Source organism: Streptomyces sp. NPDC030820 (genome assembly GCF_055572075.1).
This window is the reverse complement of the sequence record NZ_JBVIEB010000001.1, coordinates 53,626-72,523: the sequence shown is the minus strand read 5'-3', so window position 1 is coordinate 72,523 and position 18,898 is coordinate 53,626. Positions and strand designations below refer to the sequence as shown.

Here is an 18,898-nt window from a genome sequence, read left to right as displayed (position 1 = left end):
CGGCTGCTCGGTCTGCCGGCGACCTGCCATCCACCGACTGAGCCCGAAGGTAGGGAGGGCGCGTTTCCGGACTGTGGCTGTGGGTGACCGGAAGGGAACGTTGCTCTCACTCGGCGCGGAGGCGGCCGGTGAGGCCCGCTCAGAGGTGCATGACAGCGGCGTCGACGGCCGGGATCCATCCCTCGGCCGGCCGCCGCAGCCACCCCTCCGCCCCGGCGAGCTCGGCCGCCGCCCGGCGCAGCGCGTCCAGCCCGGGATGGACCAGGCCCTTGCGCCACACCAGGGAGACCGGCGACAGCGGGACGGGATCGACGAGCGGCCGGCGCACCGTGCGGGGCAGCGCCGGAAAGTCCACGACGGCCAGTACCGGATGCCGGTTCTTGGCCATGATCCGCTCGAACTCCTCGTCCCCGACCGCCAGCGGCAGCGGCGCGGCGAGCCGGATACCGCGCCCCTCGAAGAGCCGGGTCGCCAGGTCGGTCCACTCCAGGGTGCGCGGGTTCCCGGCACCGGCGTACACGGTCTCGCCGGCCAGCGCGGCCAGCGGCACCTCGGCGAGGGCGGCCAGCGGATGGTCCTCGGGCAGTACGACGGCCATCGGCTCGTGGCGGACGGGCTGCTGCGCGAGACCGGACCGCAGCGCCGGGTCCAGGCCGGCGAAACGGCCGAAGGAGGCGTCCAGCCGACCGGCGAGCAGTTCGGCGGCGGCCCCGGTCAGGCCGCTCTCGTAGCGGGCCATCAGCTCGCAGTCCGGGGCGAGTTCGCGGGCCCGGTGCAGCACGCGGCGGCCGGTGGTCAGGCCCGGCGAGTTGAGGTCCACCAGCAGCGGGCGGGCCCGGCCGGAGGCGAAGGCGGCGAGCAGGTCGTCCTGGGCGGCGAGCACCCGCCGGGCGTGCGGCAGCAGCCGTTCGCCGTCCGCGGTCAGCGTCACCTGCCGGGTCGTCCGCACGAACAGCTCGGCGCCCAACTCCCGCTCCAGCCGCCGTACGTCCCGGCTGAGCGCCTGCTGGGCGACGTACAGGCGGGCCGCGGCCCTGGTGAAGTGCAGTTCCTCGGCCACGGCGACGAAGGCGCGCAGCAGCCGGGGTGCTATGTCGGCGGGGACGGGCATGCCCGCGAACTTACAACGCAGGTGCGTGAATCGGCACCGAGAAGGTGTTGGACCCCGTGATCCACTCGCGGCGAGGGTTGACCCATGCCCTCGGTCATATCCACCAGCAGCGGCTATCGCCGCCTCTTCTCGCTCCCCGGTGCCCGTGCCTTCACCACCGGCAACCTCCTCGCCCGGCTGCCCATGGGCATGTTCGGCGTGAGCGCCGTCGTGATGATCGCCGGCTCGCGGGGCTCGTACGCCCTCGCCGGTGCCGTCACCGCGACCGGTCTCGCGGCGACCGCGCTGGCCGGGCCCTGGATCGCCCGGCTCGTCGACCGCCGGGGGCAGGCCAGGATCGCCGTACCGGCCACGCTCGTCTCCGTGCTCGGCAGCCTGGCCCTGCTGCTGTGCGTGCGCTGCGACGCTCCGGACTGGACCCTGTTCGCCACCTACGCCCTCACCGCGGCCACCCCGAACATCGGCGGCCTGTCCCGCGCCCGCTGGGCCCATCTGCTGCGCGACGACCCCGGCTCGCTGCACACCGCGAACTCCTTCGAACAGGCCGCCGACGAGCTGTGCTTCATGCTCGGCCCGGTGCTGGCCTCCTTCCTCACCGGCACGTTCTTCCCCGAGGCGGGCACGCTGGTCGGCGCGGTGCTGCTGCTGGCCGGCATGCTGCTGTTCACGGCCCAGCGGGCCACCGAGCCGCCGCCGCGGGCCCGCTCCCAGGCGCCCTCGCCGCTGCGCAGCCCGGGCATCCCGCCACTGCTGGCCTGTTTCACCGCGACCGGAGCGGTGTTCGGCTCGATGGAGATCGTCACGATCGCGTACGCCGACGCGCAGGGTCACCGTACGGCGGCCGGCGCGGTGCTCGCGCTGCAGGCGGCGGGCTCGTGCGCGGCGGGTCTGCTGTACGGCGCGCTGAAGCCGACGGGGGTGCGGCTGGGGCACTGCCTGGTCGGCATGGCCGTGCTGATGACGCTGCCGTGGGCTGCCGCCGGGGTCGCCGGTTCGCTGTGGGCGCTGGCGGGTGCGCTGCTGGTGGCGGGGATGGCGACGGCGCCGACGATGGTGACGGCGATGACGCTGGTGCAGCGGCGCACCCCGGCCGACCGTCTGAACGAGGGCATGAGCCTGATGGTGACCGGGCTGCTGACGGGGATCGCGTGCGGGTCGGCATGGGGCGGCTGGGCGGCGGAGCACCTCTCCCCCACGGCCGCGTACGCCGTGCCGGCCGTGGCTGCCACCACGGCCGTGTTGATCATGGCGTCGGCCGGGGCAGTGGCCCTGCACCCCGCACGGAACACCGGTCGGCCTTCGCTTCGCGCCGGCCGGACGACGTCTCCGACGTGCTCATCTGCGTGCTGCGCACCTCGTTCCCCCAGGTTCTGCCGGTCGGCGAACGGGCGCGCTCAGTGCTGTACTGCGAGTCCGGGGCAATGACGCCGCATCGCGTCCAGGACCGCCTCAGGCGGCACCGGCAAGGTGTTCGTGGCCATGTTGGCCGGGCCGAAGCCGAGGCGTGCGTTCATGGACGCGGTGCTGCGGACGATCTTGGGTGCTCGAGCCAGGTAGGCGTCGGGATCGTGCAGCACCAGCTCGATGAAACACTGCGAGGTGTTACGCACCCGCTGCTCGCGTATCCGCACGGCGGCTATCTCGTCCCAGCCGAACCGGCCCAGCCTCACGTGGTCCACTCCCGCGTCGTCCAGCACCAACTCCGGTCGGCTTCGGAGCAGGCGCTGGATGATGATCACAGAGCAGAACCCGAAGAAGGGCACGGCCAGCGCCCCTGCCACAGTGATCTTCACGGTGCTGTGGACGACCAGGAAAACAACGCCCAGAGCGACGAAGACCAGAGAGCCGGCCAGCATGGCCCACACACGTCCCTTGGCGAGCGGGTAGACCGTCGGGGGCAGTGGAACACCGTTTCTGATCACGGGCTCAGACGATAGGACCAGGGCCCTCGTCAGCGGAAGCCCTTTCGCGACCGTCTGGTGCCGTGGCCGTCCCGTCTGCCGTCACCACACGACAAGGGCCCGGCGGTCGTCGACCGCCGGGCCCTTGTATGGAGATGGTGGAGATGGCGGGAATCGAACCCGCGTCCAACGGTGCGGAATCAGGGCTTCTCCGTGTGCAGTCCGCTTCGCTTTTCTCGGCCCCGGCGATCACGCGAACAAGTCGCCGACGGGCTCAGTCACTGTTTGGTTTCCCTCTTCACCCCGTGACCGGGATCAAGGTTTAGTTCCCTAGCTGATGCCAGGATCCGGGTCGGGAACAGCCCCGGGCTGACACTTCGCAAGTCGCTACTTAGGCAGCGAGGGCGAAGGAATCGCGCTTGGTGTTGGCGATTATTTTTTTCGGCCTGTGGTTTACGAGATCATGGCCGCTTCCTCGACACGCTTCCCCTGCTTCGACAGCCGCTGTCGAAACCGATCATCCCCATGTTGATTTCTCAAGGTTCACACCGGGCGCTGACGTCCGGTGCTGATGCCATCGTACGGGAAGAACGCAGGTCGGTGCCAGCGTATTCCCGCTAGCCCCGCTGCTTCCGGCGCGCCGCCGCCATCGCCCGGTCCGTCTCGCGCCGGTCCTGCTTCTCGCGCAGGGTCTGGCGCTTGTCGTACTCCTTCTTACCCCTGGCCAGCGCGATCTCGATCTTGGCGCGGCCGTCCTTGAAGTACAGGGCGAGGGGCACGATCGTGTGACCCGTCTCCTGGGACTTGGACTCCAGCTTGTCGATCTCCGCGCGGTGCAGCAGCAGCTTGCGCTTGCGGCGGGCGCTGTGGTTGGTCCAGGTGCCCTGGCTGTACTCGGGGACGTGCACGTTGTGCAGCCACGCCTCGTGACCGTCCAGTTGCACGAAGCCGTCGACCAGCGAGGCCCGTCCCTGGCGCAGCGACTTCACCTCGGTGCCCATGAGGACCAGTCCGGCCTCGTAGGTGTCGAGGATGTGGTAGTCGTGCCGCGCCTTCTTGTTCTGCGCGATCAGCTTGCGCCCTTTTTCCTTAGCCATAGTGCCGACCATTTTGGCACCACTCAGGGGGTGTGAGTACAGCCGATTACGAGTGGCTACGAGGGGTCGCCCAGGCCGGTGAGGACCGTCTGGGCCCGGGTCAGGGCCTCCGGGCCCGCGTCCAGGTCGGGGGTGATGCCCCGGCCGTCGACCGCGTGGCCGGAGGGGGTGCGGTAATGGCCGACGGTGAGCTCGGCCACCGAGCCGTCGGGGAGGGTCGTCGGCATCTGGATGGAGCCCTTGCCGAAGGTGCGCGAGCCGATCACCACCGCGCGGCCCCGGTCCTGCAGCGCCCCGGTGAGCATCTCGGCCGCGCTCATCGTGCCGCCGTCGACCAGGGTGACCAGGGGCCGGCCGGTGTCGCCGCCGGGCGCGGCGTGCAGCGAGCGCGGGGCGCCCTTGACGTCGTAGGTGGCGACGAGGCCACCGTCGAGGAAGGCGGAGGCGGTGTCCACCGCCTCGGTGACCAGGCCGCCGGAGTTGCCGCGCAGGTCGAGGACGATCCCGTCGTCGGCCGGGGCCTGCCGCACCGCGGCGCGGACGGCGGCGCCGGAGCCCTTGGTGAACGCGGCGATCCTGATGACGGTGACCCCGCCGGGCAGTCGGCGCACGGTCACGGAGTCGGTGGACAGACTGGCCCGGTGCAACGTCTCGGTCCACGCGCGCGTGCCGCGCTGCAGGCCCAGGGTGACGGGCGTGCCCGCGGCCGCGTCGTCGGCGTCGCCGCGCAGTAAGGAGACGACCTCGGTGACCGGCCGCCCGTCGACCTTGCTGCCGTCGACGCTGCGCAGCCGGTCGCCCGTGCGGATCCCGGCCGCGGCGGCCGGCGAGCCGGGCTGCACCCTGGTCACCTCGATCCGGCCGTCCCGCTCGCGCCGCGCCCACAGGCCGACGCCGGTGTAGCGGCCGTCGAGGGCCTCCTGGAACTCCTGGTACTCGCCCTCCGAGTACACCGCGCCCCAGCGGTCCCCGCTGCGGCTGACGGCCCGCGCGGCGGCCTCCATCGGGGACTTGCCGTCGGCCATCGCCTCGGCGGCGGCCTTCTGCACGTCCTCGTGCGCGGTGGCGGTGGGCGCCGGACCGGCGACGGTCCTGCGCGCGGTGGCGTCGGGCTCCGGGAAGGAACCGGTGGCGGCGCCGGTGACCAGGACGCCGGCGAAGACCAGTGTCAGGGCCGCCCCGCGGCTGACGCGGCGGGGCTGGCCGAACAGGTCTCGGCCTGGCGTTGCGGTGAGTCCTCGGCCCGGCATGGCGGTGAGTCTAGGACAACGCGAAGGGCCGTACGGGCGGATGCCCGTACGGCCCTCTTGGCGTGCGTCACACCTTCAGGTACTTGCGCAGCGCGAAGAACGCGGCAAGTGACGGCATGAGAACGCTCGTTGCGAGGATCAGCGGCAGCTTGGTCAACACCGCGTCCCAGCCCACGAAGTTGATGAGGGTCAGCTTGTGGGCGAGGTCCATGCCGTGGTCGATGGTGAAGTACCGGCCGACCACCAGGGCCACACAGGCGAGTCCGCCGCCGATGAGTCCGGCGACCGCGGCCTCGGCGATGAACGGCGCCTGGATGTAGAAGCCCGAGGCACCGACCAGGCGCATGATCCCGGTTTCGCGCCGACGGCTGAACGCCGACACGCGCACGGTGTTGACGATCAGCAGCAGCGCGACGATCAGCATCATCGCCATCACGCCGAGCGCGCCCCGGTTCATCAGGTTCAGCAGCTGGAAGAGGTTGTCCAGGATGCCCTTCTGGTCCTGCACGGACTGCACACCCGCGCGCCCGTTGAAGGCCGACGCGATCACCTGGTACTTCTGTGGATCCTTGAGCTTGATCCGGTACGACTCCTGCATCTGGTCCGGCGTGAGCGAACTGGCCAGCGGGGAGTTGCCGAACTGCTCCTTGTAGTGCTTGTAGGCCTCGTCCTGCGACTCGTACGCCACCTTCTCGACGACCGGCATCTTGTGCAGGTCCGAGAGGATCTGATTCTTCTGGTCCTCGGTCACCGCGCCCTTGGCGCAGTTGACGTCCGAGTCGGCGTCGTGCTTGTTGCACAGGAAGATCGAGACGTTGACCTTGTCGTACCAGTAGCCCTTCATGGTGCTCACCTGGTCGCTCATCAGCAGCGAGCCGCCGAAGAGCGCCAGGGACAGGGCGACGGAGACGATGACGGCGAAGGTCATCGTCAGATTGCGGCGGAGACCGACACCGATCTCCGACAGGACGAACTGGGCGCGCATGGCGTCTTGTCGAGCCTTTCCGTCGTGAACTTGCTTAGTGCTGGTAGCCGTAGACGCCGCGGGCCTGGTCGCGGACGAGGCGGCCCTTCTCCAGCTCGATGACGCGCTTGCGCATCTGGTCCACGATGTTCTGATCGTGCGTCGCCATGATGACCGTGGTGCCCGTCCGGTTGATGCGGTCGAGCAGCTTCATGATGCCGACGGAGGTCTGCGGGTCGAGGTTGCCGGTGGGTTCGTCGGCGATCAGCAGCTTGGGCCGGTTGACGAAGGCCCGCGCGATGGCCACGCGCTGCTGCTCACCGCCGGAGAGCTCGCCGGGCATCCGGTCCTCCTTGCCGCCGAGCCCGACGAGATCGAGCACCTGCGGCACGGACTTGCGGATCTCGCCGCGGGACTTGCCGATGACCTCCTGGGCGAAGGCCACGTTCTCCGCGACGGTCTTGTTCGGCAGGAGCCGGAAGTCCTGGAACACCGTCCCCAGCTGGCGGCGCATCTGCGGCACCTTCCAGTTGGAGAGGCGCGCGAGGTCCTTGCCCAGCACGTGCACCTGGCCGTGGCTGCACCGCTCCTCGCGGAGGAGCAGCCGCAGGAAGGTGGACTTTCCGGAGCCGGAGGACCCCACGAGGAACACGAACTCGCCCTTCTCCACCTCCAGGGAGACATCCCTGAGTGCGGGGCGGGTCTGCTTGGGGTAGACCTTGGAGACGTTGTCGAATCGGATCACGGATGCACCACGGGTCGCCGGGGGTAGATGAGCGTGACCATACGCGAACCCGGTGTGCAAGTGCAGTCGCAGGTCGAGGTTGGGTAAGGCTTGTACGTTTTTGTACCGGTCGCTGTTCTCTCTCGGCTCTCCGAGGCCCCGCGCAGGCTCCGCGGGAACCTGGCACAGTGGAGGGGGGAACGTTCTCGTTCCCATGAGCGTTGTACGAGTGATGGCCGGTGCAAGGAGGGCGAGCGCATGACGTACGACCGGTTGGTGTGCGCGAACTGCGCGGCGCCCGTGAGCGAGGGCCGGTGCCCGGTGTGCCGTGCCAACCGCGAGCGACTGCAGCAAGAGGGTTTTCTGGGCGGGGTGAACCCGATGGCGCTGATCGCCCTGCTGGCGGTGCTGATCGCCGCGGTGGCGCTGCTGGCGCATCAGACCGCGTGAGCGCTGCGGTCACAACCACCGCGTAAGAAGAGCCCCAGAAACGCGTCAGGGCCCGGAGCGCCAGGCTCCGGGCCCTTCGGTGTACGCGCCGCGCGCGCTGTGTGAGCGTACGGCTACGCTCAGGCGGCCGCGCCGCCCCGGCCGCCCGCCAGACGCGGCAGGACGCGGAAGCCGATGCCGCCGGCGATCATCGTCGCGGCGCCGATGACCAGGAACGCGGTCTGACCGGCACCGGTCTCGGCAAGCTGCTTGTCGTGGCCCTGGGCCTGGGTGTCGGAGCCGGTGTCGGTGAGGGCCGAGGAGCCCTCGTCCTGCGAGGCGTTGTCGTTGCCGCCGCCCTGCGGGGTGTCGTTGTTGCCGCCGGTGCTGGAGCCACCGGTGCTGCTGCCGCCCGTGGTGGAGGAGCCGCCGGTGTTGCCGCCGCCCGTGCTGGAGGAACCGCCGGTGCTGCTGCCACCGCCCGTGCTGCCGCCACCCGTGGTGGAGGAGCCGCCGTTGCCGTTGCCGCCACCGTTGCCGTTGCCGCCGCCGGTGCCGTTGTCACCGCCCGTGCCGTTGTCGCCACCGGTGCCGTTGTCGCCACCGTTGGTGTCGCCGCCGCCGATGACGCCGCCGATGGAGACGTCACCGCCGGTCGTGGCGTCGCCGCCCGTGGTCGTGGTGTCACCGCCGGTCGTGGCGTCGCCACCGGTGGTCGTGGTGTCGCCGCCGGTCGTGGCGTCGCCACCCGTGGTGGTGTCGCCGCCGGTGGTCGTGGTGTCGCCGCCGGTGGTGGTGTCGCCGCCGGTCGTGGTCCCGCCGGTGGTGGTGCAGATGCCGAGGTCGCAGCCGCCGTCACCGCCGTCGGTGCCGCCGTCGTCGCCCTCGCCGTTCGCGTGCGCGCCCAGGCTGATCGGGCCCGCCTGGACATTGAGGTCCAGGGCGGAGGCCGCGCCGGCCGCGGTCAGTGACGCACCGGCCGCGATCACGGCGCCGGCGGCTATCCGCGCGACCCGGATCCGCGTCTTCTTCGTCATATGGTTGCTACCCCCAGTAGCTGTTCGTCAATGAGGCGGCGCATGGGGCGTTGCCGTGATCGACGGGAGGCAGCCGGTGACGAAGTCCGCGTCAACTCATTCCCCCGGTTCACATGCGCCCCTTGAGTACGCATGCCGCGCTTCACCCTTCCGATTTTTCAAAGCAACGTCAAGGCCGTTGCGGGCGCAATGTCCCATCGGGGGGCGTTTGTAATGAGTTGAAGCCTGTGAGTGTGATGTAGAACCCAGACAAAAGACAACTGCCGCCTCCCGGGCGGCAGTTGTCATGTCGACAAAGTTACTTCTCCTGCTGCTTGCGCCAGCGAATACCGGCCTCCAGGAACCCGTCGATGTCACCGTTGAACACGGCCTCGGGGTTGCCCACTTCGTACTCCGTCCTCAGGTCCTTGACCATCTGGTACGGGTGCAGCACGTAGGAACGCATCTGGTTGCCCCAGGAGTTGCCGCCGTCGCCCTTGAGGGCGTCCATCTTGGCCTGCTCCTCCTGCCGGCGGCGCTCCAGCAGCTTGGCCTGGAGGACGTTCATCGCCGTGGCCTTGTTCTGGATCTGTGACCGCTCGTTCTGGCAGGAGACCACGATGCCGGTGGGGAGGTGGGTGATGCGGACCGCGGAGTCGGTCGTGTTGACGCCCTGGCCACCGGGGCCGGAGGACCGGTAGACGTCGATGCGCAGGTCGGACTCGTCGATCTCGACGTGGTCGGACTGCTCGACGACCGGGAGCACCTCGACACCGGCGAAGGAGGTCTGGCGGCGGCCCTGGTTGTCGAAGGGCGAGATGCGCACGAGGCGGTGCGTGCCCTGCTCGACGGAGAGGGTGCCGTAGGCGTACGGAGCCTGGACGGCGAAGGTGGTCGACTTGATGCCGGCCTCTTCGGCGTACGACGTCTCGATGAGCTCCGTCTTGTAGCCGCGCTGCTCGGCCCAGCGCAGGTACATGCGCTGGAGTCGCTCGGCGAAGTCGGCGGCGTCGACGCCACCGGCCTCGGCGCGGATGTTGACGAGCGCCTCACGGGAGTCGTACTCGCCGGACAGCAGCGTCCGGACCTCCATCTCGTCCAGCGCCTTCTTCACCGCGGCCAGCTCGGACTCGGCCTCGGCGCGGGTGTCCGGGTCGTCCTCCTCCTCGGCCATCTCGAAGAGGACGGCGAGATCATCGATCCGGCCGCGCAGCGCCTCCGCCTTCCTGACCTCGGCCTGGAGGTGGGAGAGCTTGCTGGTGATCTTCTGCGCCTCGTCCGGGTTGTCCCAGAGGGACGGCGCGGCCGCCTGCTCCTCGAGCACGGCGATGTCTGCCCTCAGCTTGTCGAGGTCCAGGACGGCCTCGATCGACTCCATGGTCGAGGAGAGGGACTTCAGCTCTTCGGATACATCGACGACTGCCACGCCTTCAAGCGTAACGGCTGTGGCAACCGACCTCGGCCGGGTTGCACCCGGTGCCGCAGGCGCCCCCTGGGTGGGTCACCTCACGGAGTCGACGTGCTGTGGGTGTTCTGCGGCGCGTCCGAGTCCCCGTCGGAGGACGCCAGCCACGCACCGACGCCCACGACAGCGGCCAGGACCACTCCGGCCACTCCCAGAGTCACCCTTCGCCGCCGCACCGCGGCCCTGTGCCGGGCCGACCCCGGCCGGGGCGCACCGCTGGCCCGAGGCGCGCGAGCGGTCCCGTGTGCGCCGCCCGCCAGCTCGTCCGGCCCCGGCACCCTCATCGACGTGTGCGTGTCCCGGTTGGAGTCCGGCCTGGCGCCCGGCACCAGCGACACCGCGCCCCGCCGTCGTACCGGCTCACCCGGCGGAGCCGCCGGCCCCGGCTCCTCCTCCGCCTCGCCCTCGGAGAGCTCCGGCTCGTCCACGTCCAGCGGCGGCAGTCCGGCCAGCGTCGGCAGCTGCTCCCGCAGCCGCGCCGCCAGCTCGGAGGCGCGCAGCCGGGACGCGGGCGCCTTGGCCAGGCACTGCACGATCAGCTGCCACAGCTCCTCCGGGATACCGGGCAGCGGTACGACGGTCTCGGTGACATGGCGGCGCAGGACCGCACCGGGGTGGCCTCCGCCGAACGGGGTGAAGCCCGCGAGCAGCTCGTACAGGACCGTCGCCAGGGCGTAGATGTCCACGGAGGCGCGCGGCGGCAGGCCCTCGACGATCTCCGGGGCCAGATAGTCCGGCGTGCCGATGATCTTCGTGGCCCGGGTCCGCTTCGGCGAGTCGATGAGCTTGGCGACGCCGAAGTCCGTCAGCAGGGCCGGGTGCGAGCCGCCCGGCCCCAGCGGGCCCTGCATGTCGAGGAGGACGTTCTCGGGCTTGACGTCCCGGTGGACGACCCCGGCCGCGTGGGCCGCCGCCAGCGCGTCGGCGATGTCGGCGACGATCGCCACGGCCGCCTCGGGGGCGAGCCGGCGCTCGCGCTCCAGCCGGGTGCGCAGGTCGGTGCCGCGCACGAGGTCCATGACCAGGGCCAGGTCGTTGCCGTCGACCACCAGGTCGCGCACGGTGACGATGTGCGGGTGCTCCAGGCCGAGCAGCGCGGTGCGCTCCTGGACGAAGCGTCCGACGAGCTCCTGGTCGGAGGCGAGGTCCTCGCGCAGCAGCTTGATCGCGACGGGACCCTCCGGCCCCTCGCCCAGCCACACCGTGCCGGCGCTGCCCCGCCCGAGGATCTGGTTCGCGGTGTACCGGCTGCCGATCTTCCGTGCCAAGACTGCTCCTACCAGACGCGTGTTGCCGACAAAACTACGCGTCCGAGGAGCCAACCTTCACCGCGGAGACGGAAATCACCCGCCAGATGTCGACAAATCCGCAAACTCGCGGTCGGCTACCGCGAGTTCGCGTGATCGGTCGCCACGCGTGCGTGCGTTCAGTTGCCGCTACCGGAGGAGCCGCCGAGGTTCTTGGCCCACTTGCTCACCTGGCCGGCCCAGTGGCTCACCTCGTGCCAGTAGCTCCGGCCCTGGCCGATCCAGGTGTGCACGGGGGTCAGCTCATAGATCATCCAGCTCGCCACGACCAGGATGACGATCGTGAACAGGCAGCCCTTCAGGCAGCCGAGCCCCGGGATCTTCATCGGGTTGGCGCTGCGCTGCCGGGGCGCCCGGGGCTCACGGGCGGGCCGCTGCGGCTCCGGCGCGGGCGGCGCGTACCGCTGCGGCGCCTGCGGCGGGGCGTACTGCTGGGGCTGCTGCTGCGGCGCATAGCCGTACCCCTGCTGGTACCCCTGCTGCCGGCCGCGCGGCTGCGGCTGCTGCGGGCGGACCTGCGGGGCCTGCCGCGGCTGCTGCTGAGGACGGGCCACCTGCCGCTGGGGCCGGTGGTGCAGCGGGTCGTCCTCCGGGGACAGGTACTGGATCTGCGTCTGCTCGTTGCGGTCGCGGGCGGCGCGCAGCTGGGTCTGCCAGGGGTGCGGCTGCTCGGGCTGCTGCCCCTGCGGGCCGGTGTTCGGCAGCACCGCCGTCGGGTCGGCGGCGCCCGTGCTCGGCAGTACGGCGGTGGGGTCGGCGGCGCCGGCCGGGCCGCCGGTGTGCGGCAGCACGCTGGTCGCGGCGTTCGGGTCGTACGCCCCCCGGGAGCCGGTGTTCGGCAGCACCTGGGTGGGGTCGGCGGCGCCGGGCACGCCCGGGACGGCGGTCGGGGCCGGGTCGGGGGCGAGCAGCGCGCCCACGCCCTCGGCGGCGGCGATCTGGGCCGCGTTCGCGTGCACGCCGATGCCCTCGGCGACGACCCTGAGACCGCGCGCCAGGTTCTCGGCGCTGGGCCGTTCGTCGGGGTTCTTGCGCAGGCAGCGCTCTATGACCGTCCACAGCGGGTCCGGGACGGTGGAGGGGCGGCGCGGCTCGGCGCTCAGGTGCTGGTGCAGCACCTCCAGCGCGGTGCTGCCGGCGAACGGCGGGCGGCCGGTGACCAGCTCGTACAGCAGGATGCCGGCGCCGTAGATGTCCACGGCGGAGGTCTGCGGGCGGCCCTCGGCGGACTCCGGTGCCACGTACGCGGGCGTGCCGACGAACTCCTGGGTACGGGTCAGGCCCGGGGAGTCGGCCAGGCGGGCGATGCCGAAGTCGGTCAGCATCGGGTGCATCTGGCCGTCGGCCTGCATGAGCAGCACGTTGGCGGGCTTCAGGTCGCGGTGGACGACGCCGTCGGCGTGGCTCGCGGCGAGCGCGTCGGCGATCTGCGCGGTCATCAGCGCGGCGGCGACCGGTGTGAGGGGGCCGCTCTCGCGCAGGTAGCGGTGCAGGTCGGGGCCGTCGACGAGGTCCATCACCAGCGCCAGCAGGTCGCCCTCGACGACCAGGTCGCGGACCCGGACGATGTTCGGGTGGGTGAGGCGGAGCAGGACCGAGCGCTCGCGCAGGAAGCGCATCACGATGTCCGGGTCGCTCGCCAGCTCTTCCTTGAGCACCTTGATCGCGACCGTCTCGCCGGGCTGCCCGGGTACGGCCGCCTCGGCGCCCGCGGTCTCGCGCTGGCGGGCACGCCAGACGGTGCCTGTGGCGCCGCGTCCGAGCGGCTCCTCAAGCAGGTACTTGCTGCCGACTGGCCGCACGTCACGCGCTCCCTGCTGCTTGCTGATGCTTGCTTGCCTGCGTTCCGGTTGTCGTTCCGGTTGCTCCGGACCACTGTAGTGCCGCCCTTGTCGGCACCACGTGTCGACGGAAAGACGCGCGTCCCGGTCTCCTGGTTGCCGGAGCCGGACGTGACCGATCTCAAGTGATCGCCCGTGCGCCACTGGTCAGGCACTTTTGGGGGCAGAGCCGACCAATCAAGATCACTTGGTGCCGGGTCCCGGGCGCGTTGTCGGTGGCAGGTGCGAGGATGCCTTCCAGTACTGGCCGACGTGCTCGTGTGGGGTGGGGGGTAGTCCGTCCCGCGCAGACCCGCGCAGAAGGGACCGCTGACGCCGATGCAGATCCGGCTGACCGTCGTAGACCCGCTGGGCCCGCCCCCGCAGCGGGGCCGCGCCGCGAGCCGCGACGTGCTGGTCACCGCGCCCACGGGCACGGACCTGGCCGCGGTCGCGTCGGCGCTGGCCGGCGCGGTCACCGGGGAGGGCCGCGACACCGGCGGCGCGCCGGTGCTGTACGCCGGCACCGAGCGGCTCGATCCCCGCCGCTGCACCCTCGGCGAGCCTCCGCTGGTCGACGGCGCGGTGCTGTCCCTGGGCGCCCCGGCGGCCGCCGAGCCGCATCCCGAACTCGACGACGCGCCGACCCAGCTGCATGTGGTCGCGGGCCCGGACGCGGGCGGGGTCCATCTGCTGCACGGCGGCCGGATCACCGTGGGCCGCTCGGCCGACGCGGACGTGCCGCTGGACGACCCCGACGTGTCCCGGCTGCACTGCGTGGTCACCGTAGGCGCGGACGGACAGGTGTCCGTCGCCGACCTCGGCTCCACGAACGGCACGGCGCTCGACGGGGTGCGGGTGGGCGAGCGTCCCGTGCGGGTCCCTGCCGGGGGCTTGCTGCGGATCGGGGAGTCGGCGCTTCGGGTTGCTCCGTCCGGGGGACCGGGAGCGCGGACCGTCGCCGACGGTGAGGGGTGCCTTCGGGTCGTCCGGGACGCGCTGCCGGGCGCGGGGGGCCCCGATGGGGGTGAGGCGCCGTCGGCGCCTGCCGGTGACGGTGGCTTGAGCGGACCGCCGTCCGTCAGTGCCGCAGGCGCCTCCGAGACCGGGCAGCACAGCTACGGCTCCGGTGGCTGGGGGACCTCCGGCAGTGGTGGGCAGGAGCATCGGCGGGGGTCGACCGTGGTGCCGGGGCAGTCCGGGGCGCCCCGGATCGAGAACGCGTCCGGTGCCGCTTCCGGTGGGGACACGCACGCGGGGCGCTTCGGAGTCGGGGGTACGGGCGGGGAGCCGCTGGACAGCGGGCGCAAGGCCACTCCCCTCCGAGGCTTCGACGCCCCGCAGGGCGCGCGCCGGCGTGGGCTCGGCGCCTGGGCGCGCCGACTGGCCGGTGCGCGTGGCGAGCAGTCCGCCGGTCCCGAGGCGTACGACGGCACCGCCGCCCGTGTCGGCACCGGCCCGGCCACCGCGCCGCAGCAGCCCGAGACCTGGCCGGATCCGGCCGCACTGCTGCTGACGGCACTCGGTCCCGGGGCCCGGCTGTGGGAGCGCGGGCCCGGTCATCCGGAGGCGCTGACCGTGCGGCTCGGCACGGCGGACCGGAGCGCGCCGGACGGATCCGGCCTGGTGCCCGCGGTGCCCGTGACGGCGGCACTGCGCGAGGCGGGCGCGCTGGGCCTGGCCGGTCCGCGCCCCCGGCTGTCCGGGCTGACCCGCGCGGTGCTGGCCCAGCTGGCCGCGCTGCACTCGCCCGACCTGCTGGAGATCGTGCTGATCAGCGCCGACCGCTCCCGCCCCGTGGAGGAGCGCACGGCCGAGTGGTCCTGGCTGGGCTGGCTCCCGCATGTCCGGCCGGGCCACGGCCAGGACTGCCGGCTGCTGCTGGCCTACGACCGCGAGCAGGCGGCGGCCCGCACGGAGGAACTCCTGCGCCGGGTCGACGACCTCGCCGCGACCGGCAGAACCGCGGCCCACCCCACCCGCACCACGACGCCCGGCACCGCACCGGGCGCCGCCGTGCAGGGCTCCCTCTCGGGCACACTCACCCAGGCCGGCCCCTCCGAGGCGGGCCCGGCCACGAGCGACCGCGGCGGCGCCGCCATCACACCGGGCGCACCAGCCCAGGACCTCGTCCCGGGCACCCCCGCCGCGGGGTTCGGCCCTGCCGCGCAGGGCCCGGCCGACGGTGCTCAGGGGACCCGGGCCCAGGGAGCGACCTCCGCCCGGCCCGGCACCCCCGCCGCGGCGCCCGGGACCCAGGCCCATCCGGCGCTGGGCGAGTGGGACACCCCCGTCACTCCGGGCACCCCCACCCAGGAAGGCTTTTCCGGCCACCCCGGCCCCCCTGGCCACCCTGGCGGCACCCCTCGCCACCCTGGCCACCCCGGCACCCCTGGCCACCCCGGCCACGCCGGCACCCCTGGCCACCCCGGCCACCACGGCACCCCTGGCACCCTTGGCACCTATGGCCACCCTGGCCACCCCAGCACCCCCGCACACACCACCTCCGGCACTGCCGGCCCCCCGTCGCAGGGACTCGCCCCCGGCCGAACCGGCGATCCCGCACCCGGGCCCATGCCGACCACCCCTGCCCCCGGCGGCGCCCGCCCGTCGGCCACCGTCTCGACCCCCGCCCGACGTCCCTCCTGGGCCAAGGAGGACGCCGAGATCGACGCGCTGAGTGGTTTCCCCGGGCCCTACACCGTCGTCGTCGTGGACGGAGACCCCGGCGGCAGCGCGCTGCGGGACGCGGTCGCGCGGCTGGCCGTGGCCGGGCCGCGGGCCGGGATCCATGTGGTCTGTCTCGCCGAGACCGAGCCCGCCTCGCCCGCCTCCCCCGTGACGCGGACGTACGAGGCCGCGTGCGCGGCGACGCCGACGTTCCGGCACTGCGGTGCCGTGGCGCTGCTCAGCGGGGATGTCACGACGGCCCTGCGCCTGCTGCGGGTGGCGCCGGGCGGACCCGTCGGACCGGGGACGGTCGCCGCCGTGGACGCCGTGTCCGTCGCCTGGGCGGAGCGGTTCGCCCGGGCGCTGGCGCCGCTGCGGCCGGACAGCCCGGCCGGCGAGCGGGACACGCGCGTGGCGGCGCCCTTGCCGCAGTCCGCGCGGCTGCTGGACGAGTTGGGGCTGGCCAGGGCCACCCCGGCGTCGCTGATGGCGCGCTGGGCCGACGCGGCCGACGACACCCAGGCCCTGGGCGGCCGGGCGCGGGCCATACTCGGTGCCGGGCCGCGCGGGCCGCTCACCGCCGACCTGGTGGCCGACGGACCGCATCTGCTGATCGAGGGGCCGGCCGGCAGCGGTCGTACGGAGTTGCTGCGGGCCGTGGTGGCCTCGCTGGCCGCCGCCGAGCGGCCGGACCGGCTGGGCCTCGTGCTGATCGACGGCCGGGACGGGGTCGGGACCGGCCCCGCGCACGGTGAAGGACTGCGCGTGTGCACCGACATACCGCATGTCACCACCCACCTCATCGCCAACGACCCCGTACGCATGCGGGAGTTCGCCCAGTCGCTGGCCGCCGAGCTGAAGCGGCGCGCGGAGCTGCTGGGGCGGACGGACTTCGCGCAGTGGCATGCGGGGCGTGCGATGTCCGGCCGTATCGTCGCCCAGCGCACCCCGGCCCCCGCCGGCGGTGACATAGAGGCGCCGCCCAGCTCCACCCTGCGGCTGCGGCCGGGCGGGGCCGCGCGGCAGCGGGACGGGGCGGCGCCGCCGTTGCCGCGGCTCGTGGTCGTCGTGGACGACCTCGACGCGCTGGTCTCGCCCCCGCTCGGCTCGCCGGGCCGGCCCGCCGCCGGTTCGGTGATGCGCGCGCTGGAGTCGGTGGCCCGGGAGGGCGGGCGGCTCGGGGTGCATCTGGTGGCGGCGTCCGGGACCGGCGGTCGTACGGCGGAGACCGAGCCCGCGCGGCGGGCGGCCCTGCGGGTCGTGCTGGACGCTCCCCAGCAGGGGCCGGACGAACCGGCGCCGGGGCGTGGGCGGCTGGCGTACGCGGACGGGCGGGTCGTCGGTTTCCAGGGCGGCCGGGTGACGGGCCGTATCCCGCGTACCGCGACCCAGCGGCCCACGGTGGTCCCGCTGGACTGGCAGCGCATGGGCGACCCCCCGGCCCGCCGGCCGGTACGGGAGCTGGGCAACGGCCCCACCGACCTGGCCCTGCTGGCGAGCGCGGTGGAGCGGGCGGCCCGGGAGGTGTCGGCGGCAAAGGTGCCGTCCCTGCTGTAGCCGGAGACCCTGTTGTAACCAGGAAAGACGCATACACCGCCGGTCACGAGCCGGTCACGATGCGCCGCTCGACACCGCAGGCGCTCTTGCCGCCCCCGAGCGGCCCGGCGTAGACCGGACCGCACGGGACACACTCGACGACGTTCAACGAGGAACGACGAACGGGGAAGTGATGCGCACCCACAGCAGCAGCACCATCCGGACAAAGAGGACCGTCACCACACTCGCCGCTCTGCTCACCGGAGCCCTCGCCCTCGGCGCCTGCTCCAGCAGCAACGACAACGGCGAGAAGGGCAGCGGCGGGAAGACCGGCGCAGCCACCGGCTCCACCGTCAGCCTGCCGAAGCTGAACGGCGCGAACCTGGAGATCGCCGCCGTCTGGACCGGTCAGGAGCAGAAGAACTTCAAGCAGGTCCTGGCCGAGTTCGAGAAGCGAACCGGCGCGAAGGTCACCTTCGTGCCCGCCCAGGACCCGATCATCAACTTCGTCGGTTCGAAGATCGCGGGTGGCCAGCCGCCGGACGTGGCCATGCTGCCGCAGCCCGGCGCCATCAAGCAGGCCGTGCAGCGCGGGTGGGCCAAGCCGCTCGGGCCGGACGCCCTGAAGCAGCTGCAGAAGAACTACTCCCAGGGCTGGCAGGACATCGGCAAGGTCGGCGGCAAGCAGTACGGCATGTACTACAAGGCCGCCAACAAGTCGCTGATCTGGTACAACGCCAAGGTCTTCGCGAACGCGGGCGCCAAGGAGCCGAAGACCTGGCAGGACCTGCTGACCACCACCCGGGCGGTGTACGACTCGGGTGTCACGCCGTTCTCGGTGGCCGGCGCGGACGGCTGGACGCTGACGGACTGGTTCGAGAACGTCTATCTGTCCCAGGCGGGCCCGCAGAAGTACGACCAGCTCGCCCAGCACAAGATCAAGTGGACGGATCCCTCGGTCAAGCAGGCGCTGACGACCCTCGCCCAGATCTGGGGCAAGAAGGACTATCTCGCGGGCGGCCAGGACGGCGCGCTGCAGACGGAGTTCCCGACCTCGGTCACCCAGACCTTCACCGGCGGTGACCAGCCGAAGTCCGCGATGGTCTACGAGGCCGACTTCGTGCAGGTCAACATCGGTGAGACCAAGGCGAAGGTGGGCACGGACGCGAAGGTGTTCCCGTTCCCGACGGTCGGTTCCACCGCGCCGGTCGTCTCCGGCGGTGACGCGGCGGTGATCCTGAAGGACTCCAAGGCGGCGCAGGCCCTGGTCACCTTCCTCGCCTCCCCGGACGCGGCGACGATCCAGGCGAAGCTCGGCGGCTATCTCTCGCCGAACAAGAACGTGCCCATCTCGGCGTACCCGAACGCGGTGCAGCAGAAGATCGCCAAGGCGCTGATCGCGTCCGGCGACGACTTCCGCTTCGACATGTCCGACCAGGCCCCGCAGGCCTTCGGCGGCACCCCCGGCAAGGGTGAGTGGAAGGACCTGCAGGACTTCCTGAAGAACCCGACGGACGTGGCGGGCACCCAGGCGAAGCTGGAGAAGGACGCGGCGGCCGCGTACGGAAACGGGAGCTGATCCGGCCATGGCGTCGGCGGCAACGGCGG

The 18,898-nt window shown here is 72.3% G+C and carries 14 protein-coding genes and 1 other RNA gene; 4 read left to right on the top strand and 11 right to left on the bottom strand.

The genetic code is table 11. The features are described from left to right. Window positions 1-139 precede the first annotated feature (139 nt). The gene (locus ACZ418_RS00275) at window positions 140-1,111 is read right to left on the bottom strand and encodes a LysR family transcriptional regulator (protein WP_468354545.1); all 972 of its coding nucleotides are present in this window, start codon (window positions 1,109-1,111) and stop codon (window positions 140-142) included. 84 nt (window positions 1,112-1,195) lie between these two features. On the opposite strand from ACZ418_RS00275, the gene ACZ418_RS00270 reads away from it, so the two are divergent. Next, window positions 1,196-2,536, top strand: a complete 1,341-nt coding sequence (locus ACZ418_RS00270; protein WP_468354541.1) for an MFS transporter — start codon at window positions 1,196-1,198, stop codon at window positions 2,534-2,536. Here ACZ418_RS00270 and ACZ418_RS00265 read toward each other — a convergent pair. From ACZ418_RS00265 to ftsE, 6 genes are all read right to left on the bottom strand, one after another. Then, window positions 2,506-3,033 (bottom strand): STM3941 family protein, encoded by a 528-nt coding sequence (locus tag ACZ418_RS00265; RefSeq protein ID WP_468354538.1) that lies wholly within the window; start codon window positions 3,031-3,033, stop codon window positions 2,506-2,508. The two genes, ACZ418_RS00270 and ACZ418_RS00265, sit on opposite strands and share 31 nt — an antisense overlap. Window positions 3,034-3,168: 135 nt before the next feature. Continuing rightward, window positions 3,169-3,537: a transfer-messenger RNA gene (gene ssrA / locus ACZ418_RS00260) on the bottom strand. Between the two features lie 92 nt (window positions 3,538-3,629). After that, complete coding sequence (smpB, locus tag ACZ418_RS00255) at window positions 3,630-4,109, bottom strand: SsrA-binding protein SmpB (RefSeq protein WP_468354535.1); 480 nt, start codon at window positions 4,107-4,109, stop codon at window positions 3,630-3,632. Between the two features lie 56 nt (window positions 4,110-4,165). Continuing rightward, window positions 4,166-5,359, bottom strand: coding sequence for a S41 family peptidase (locus ACZ418_RS00250; RefSeq protein ID WP_468354532.1), 1,194 nt, complete (start codon window positions 5,357-5,359; stop codon window positions 4,166-4,168). Window positions 5,360-5,426: 67 nt separating this feature from the next. After that, window positions 5,427-6,344 carry a permease-like cell division protein FtsX gene (ftsX, locus tag ACZ418_RS00245; protein WP_468354529.1) on the bottom strand — a complete coding sequence of 306 codons (918 nt, stop codon included), beginning with the start codon at window positions 6,342-6,344 and terminating at the stop codon, window positions 5,427-5,429. A gap of 34 nt (window positions 6,345-6,378) precedes the next feature. Further along, window positions 6,379-7,068, bottom strand: coding sequence for a cell division ATP-binding protein FtsE (ftsE, locus tag ACZ418_RS00240; RefSeq protein WP_363213874.1), 690 nt, complete (start codon window positions 7,066-7,068; stop codon window positions 6,379-6,381). A 237-nt stretch (window positions 7,069-7,305) separates the two neighbouring features. Here ftsE and ACZ418_RS00235 point away from each other — a divergent pair, with 237 nt between their 5' ends. Next, complete coding sequence (locus tag ACZ418_RS00235) at window positions 7,306-7,497, top strand: hypothetical protein (RefSeq protein ID WP_023550109.1); 192 nt, start codon at window positions 7,306-7,308, stop codon at window positions 7,495-7,497. Window positions 7,498-7,616: 119 nt separating this feature from the next. On the opposite strand, the gene ACZ418_RS00230 is transcribed toward ACZ418_RS00235, so the two are convergent. The 4 genes from ACZ418_RS00230 to ACZ418_RS00215 all read right to left on the bottom strand — a co-directional run bounded on the left by ACZ418_RS00230 (window position 7,617) and on the right by ACZ418_RS00215 (window position 13,066). Then, on the bottom strand, window positions 7,617-8,513 hold the full coding sequence (locus ACZ418_RS00230; RefSeq protein WP_468354524.1) for a hypothetical protein: 897 nt from the start codon (window positions 8,511-8,513) through the stop codon (window positions 7,617-7,619). A gap of 298 nt (window positions 8,514-8,811) precedes the next feature. Beyond that, the gene (gene prfB, locus ACZ418_RS00225) at window positions 8,812-9,918 is read right to left on the bottom strand and encodes a peptide chain release factor 2 (RefSeq protein ID WP_468354521.1); all 1,107 of its coding nucleotides are present in this window, start codon (window positions 9,916-9,918) and stop codon (window positions 8,812-8,814) included. 80 nt (window positions 9,919-9,998) lie between these two features. Beyond that, a complete protein-coding gene (locus tag ACZ418_RS00220) occupies window positions 9,999-11,225 on the bottom strand; it encodes a serine/threonine-protein kinase (protein WP_468354518.1) in 1,227 nt (408 codons plus the stop codon). A 158-nt stretch (window positions 11,226-11,383) separates the two neighbouring features. Continuing rightward, complete coding sequence (locus ACZ418_RS00215; protein ID WP_468354515.1) at window positions 11,384-13,066, bottom strand: serine/threonine-protein kinase; 1,683 nt, start codon at window positions 13,064-13,066, stop codon at window positions 11,384-11,386. Between the two features lie 357 nt (window positions 13,067-13,423). Between ACZ418_RS00215 and ACZ418_RS00210 the strand changes: the two genes are divergently transcribed. Both ACZ418_RS00210 and ACZ418_RS00205 read left to right on the top strand, forming a co-directional pair. Continuing rightward, window positions 13,424-17,311 carry an FHA domain-containing protein gene (locus ACZ418_RS00210; protein ID WP_468354512.1) on the top strand — a complete coding sequence of 1,296 codons (3,888 nt, stop codon included), beginning with the start codon at window positions 13,424-13,426 and terminating at the stop codon, window positions 17,309-17,311. Between the two features lie 172 nt (window positions 17,312-17,483). Beyond that, entirely contained in the window at window positions 17,484-18,869 is a 1,386-nt protein-coding gene (locus ACZ418_RS00205) for an ABC transporter substrate-binding protein (protein ID WP_468354509.1), read from the top strand. Window positions 18,870-18,898: the final 29 nt, after the last annotated feature.

Coding starts and splice junctions, on each gene's coding strand:
- ACZ418_RS00275 (WP_468354545.1), bottom strand. CDS start 1,111: ATGCCCGTCCCCGCCGACATAGCACCCCGGCTGCTGCGCGCCTTCGTC.
- ACZ418_RS00270 (WP_468354541.1), top strand. CDS start 1,196: ATGCCCTCGGTCATATCCACCAGCAGCGGCTATCGCCGCCTCTTCTCG.
- smpB (WP_468354535.1), bottom strand. CDS start 4,109: ATGGCTAAGGAAAAAGGGCGCAAGCTGATCGCGCAGAACAAGAAGGCG.
- ACZ418_RS00250 (WP_468354532.1), bottom strand. CDS start 5,359: ATGCCGGGCCGAGGACTCACCGCAACGCCAGGCCGAGACCTGTTCGGC.
- ftsX (WP_468354529.1), bottom strand. CDS start 6,344: ATGCGCGCCCAGTTCGTCCTGTCGGAGATCGGTGTCGGTCTCCGCCGC.
- ACZ418_RS00235 (WP_023550109.1), top strand. CDS start 7,306: ATGACGTACGACCGGTTGGTGTGCGCGAACTGCGCGGCGCCCGTGAGC.
- ACZ418_RS00230 (WP_468354524.1), bottom strand. CDS start 8,513: ATGACGAAGAAGACGCGGATCCGGGTCGCGCGGATAGCCGCCGGCGCC.
- ACZ418_RS00210 (WP_468354512.1), top strand. CDS start 13,424: ATGCAGATCCGGCTGACCGTCGTAGACCCGCTGGGCCCGCCCCCGCAG.
- ACZ418_RS00205 (WP_468354509.1), top strand. CDS start 17,484: ATGCGCACCCACAGCAGCAGCACCATCCGGACAAAGAGGACCGTCACC.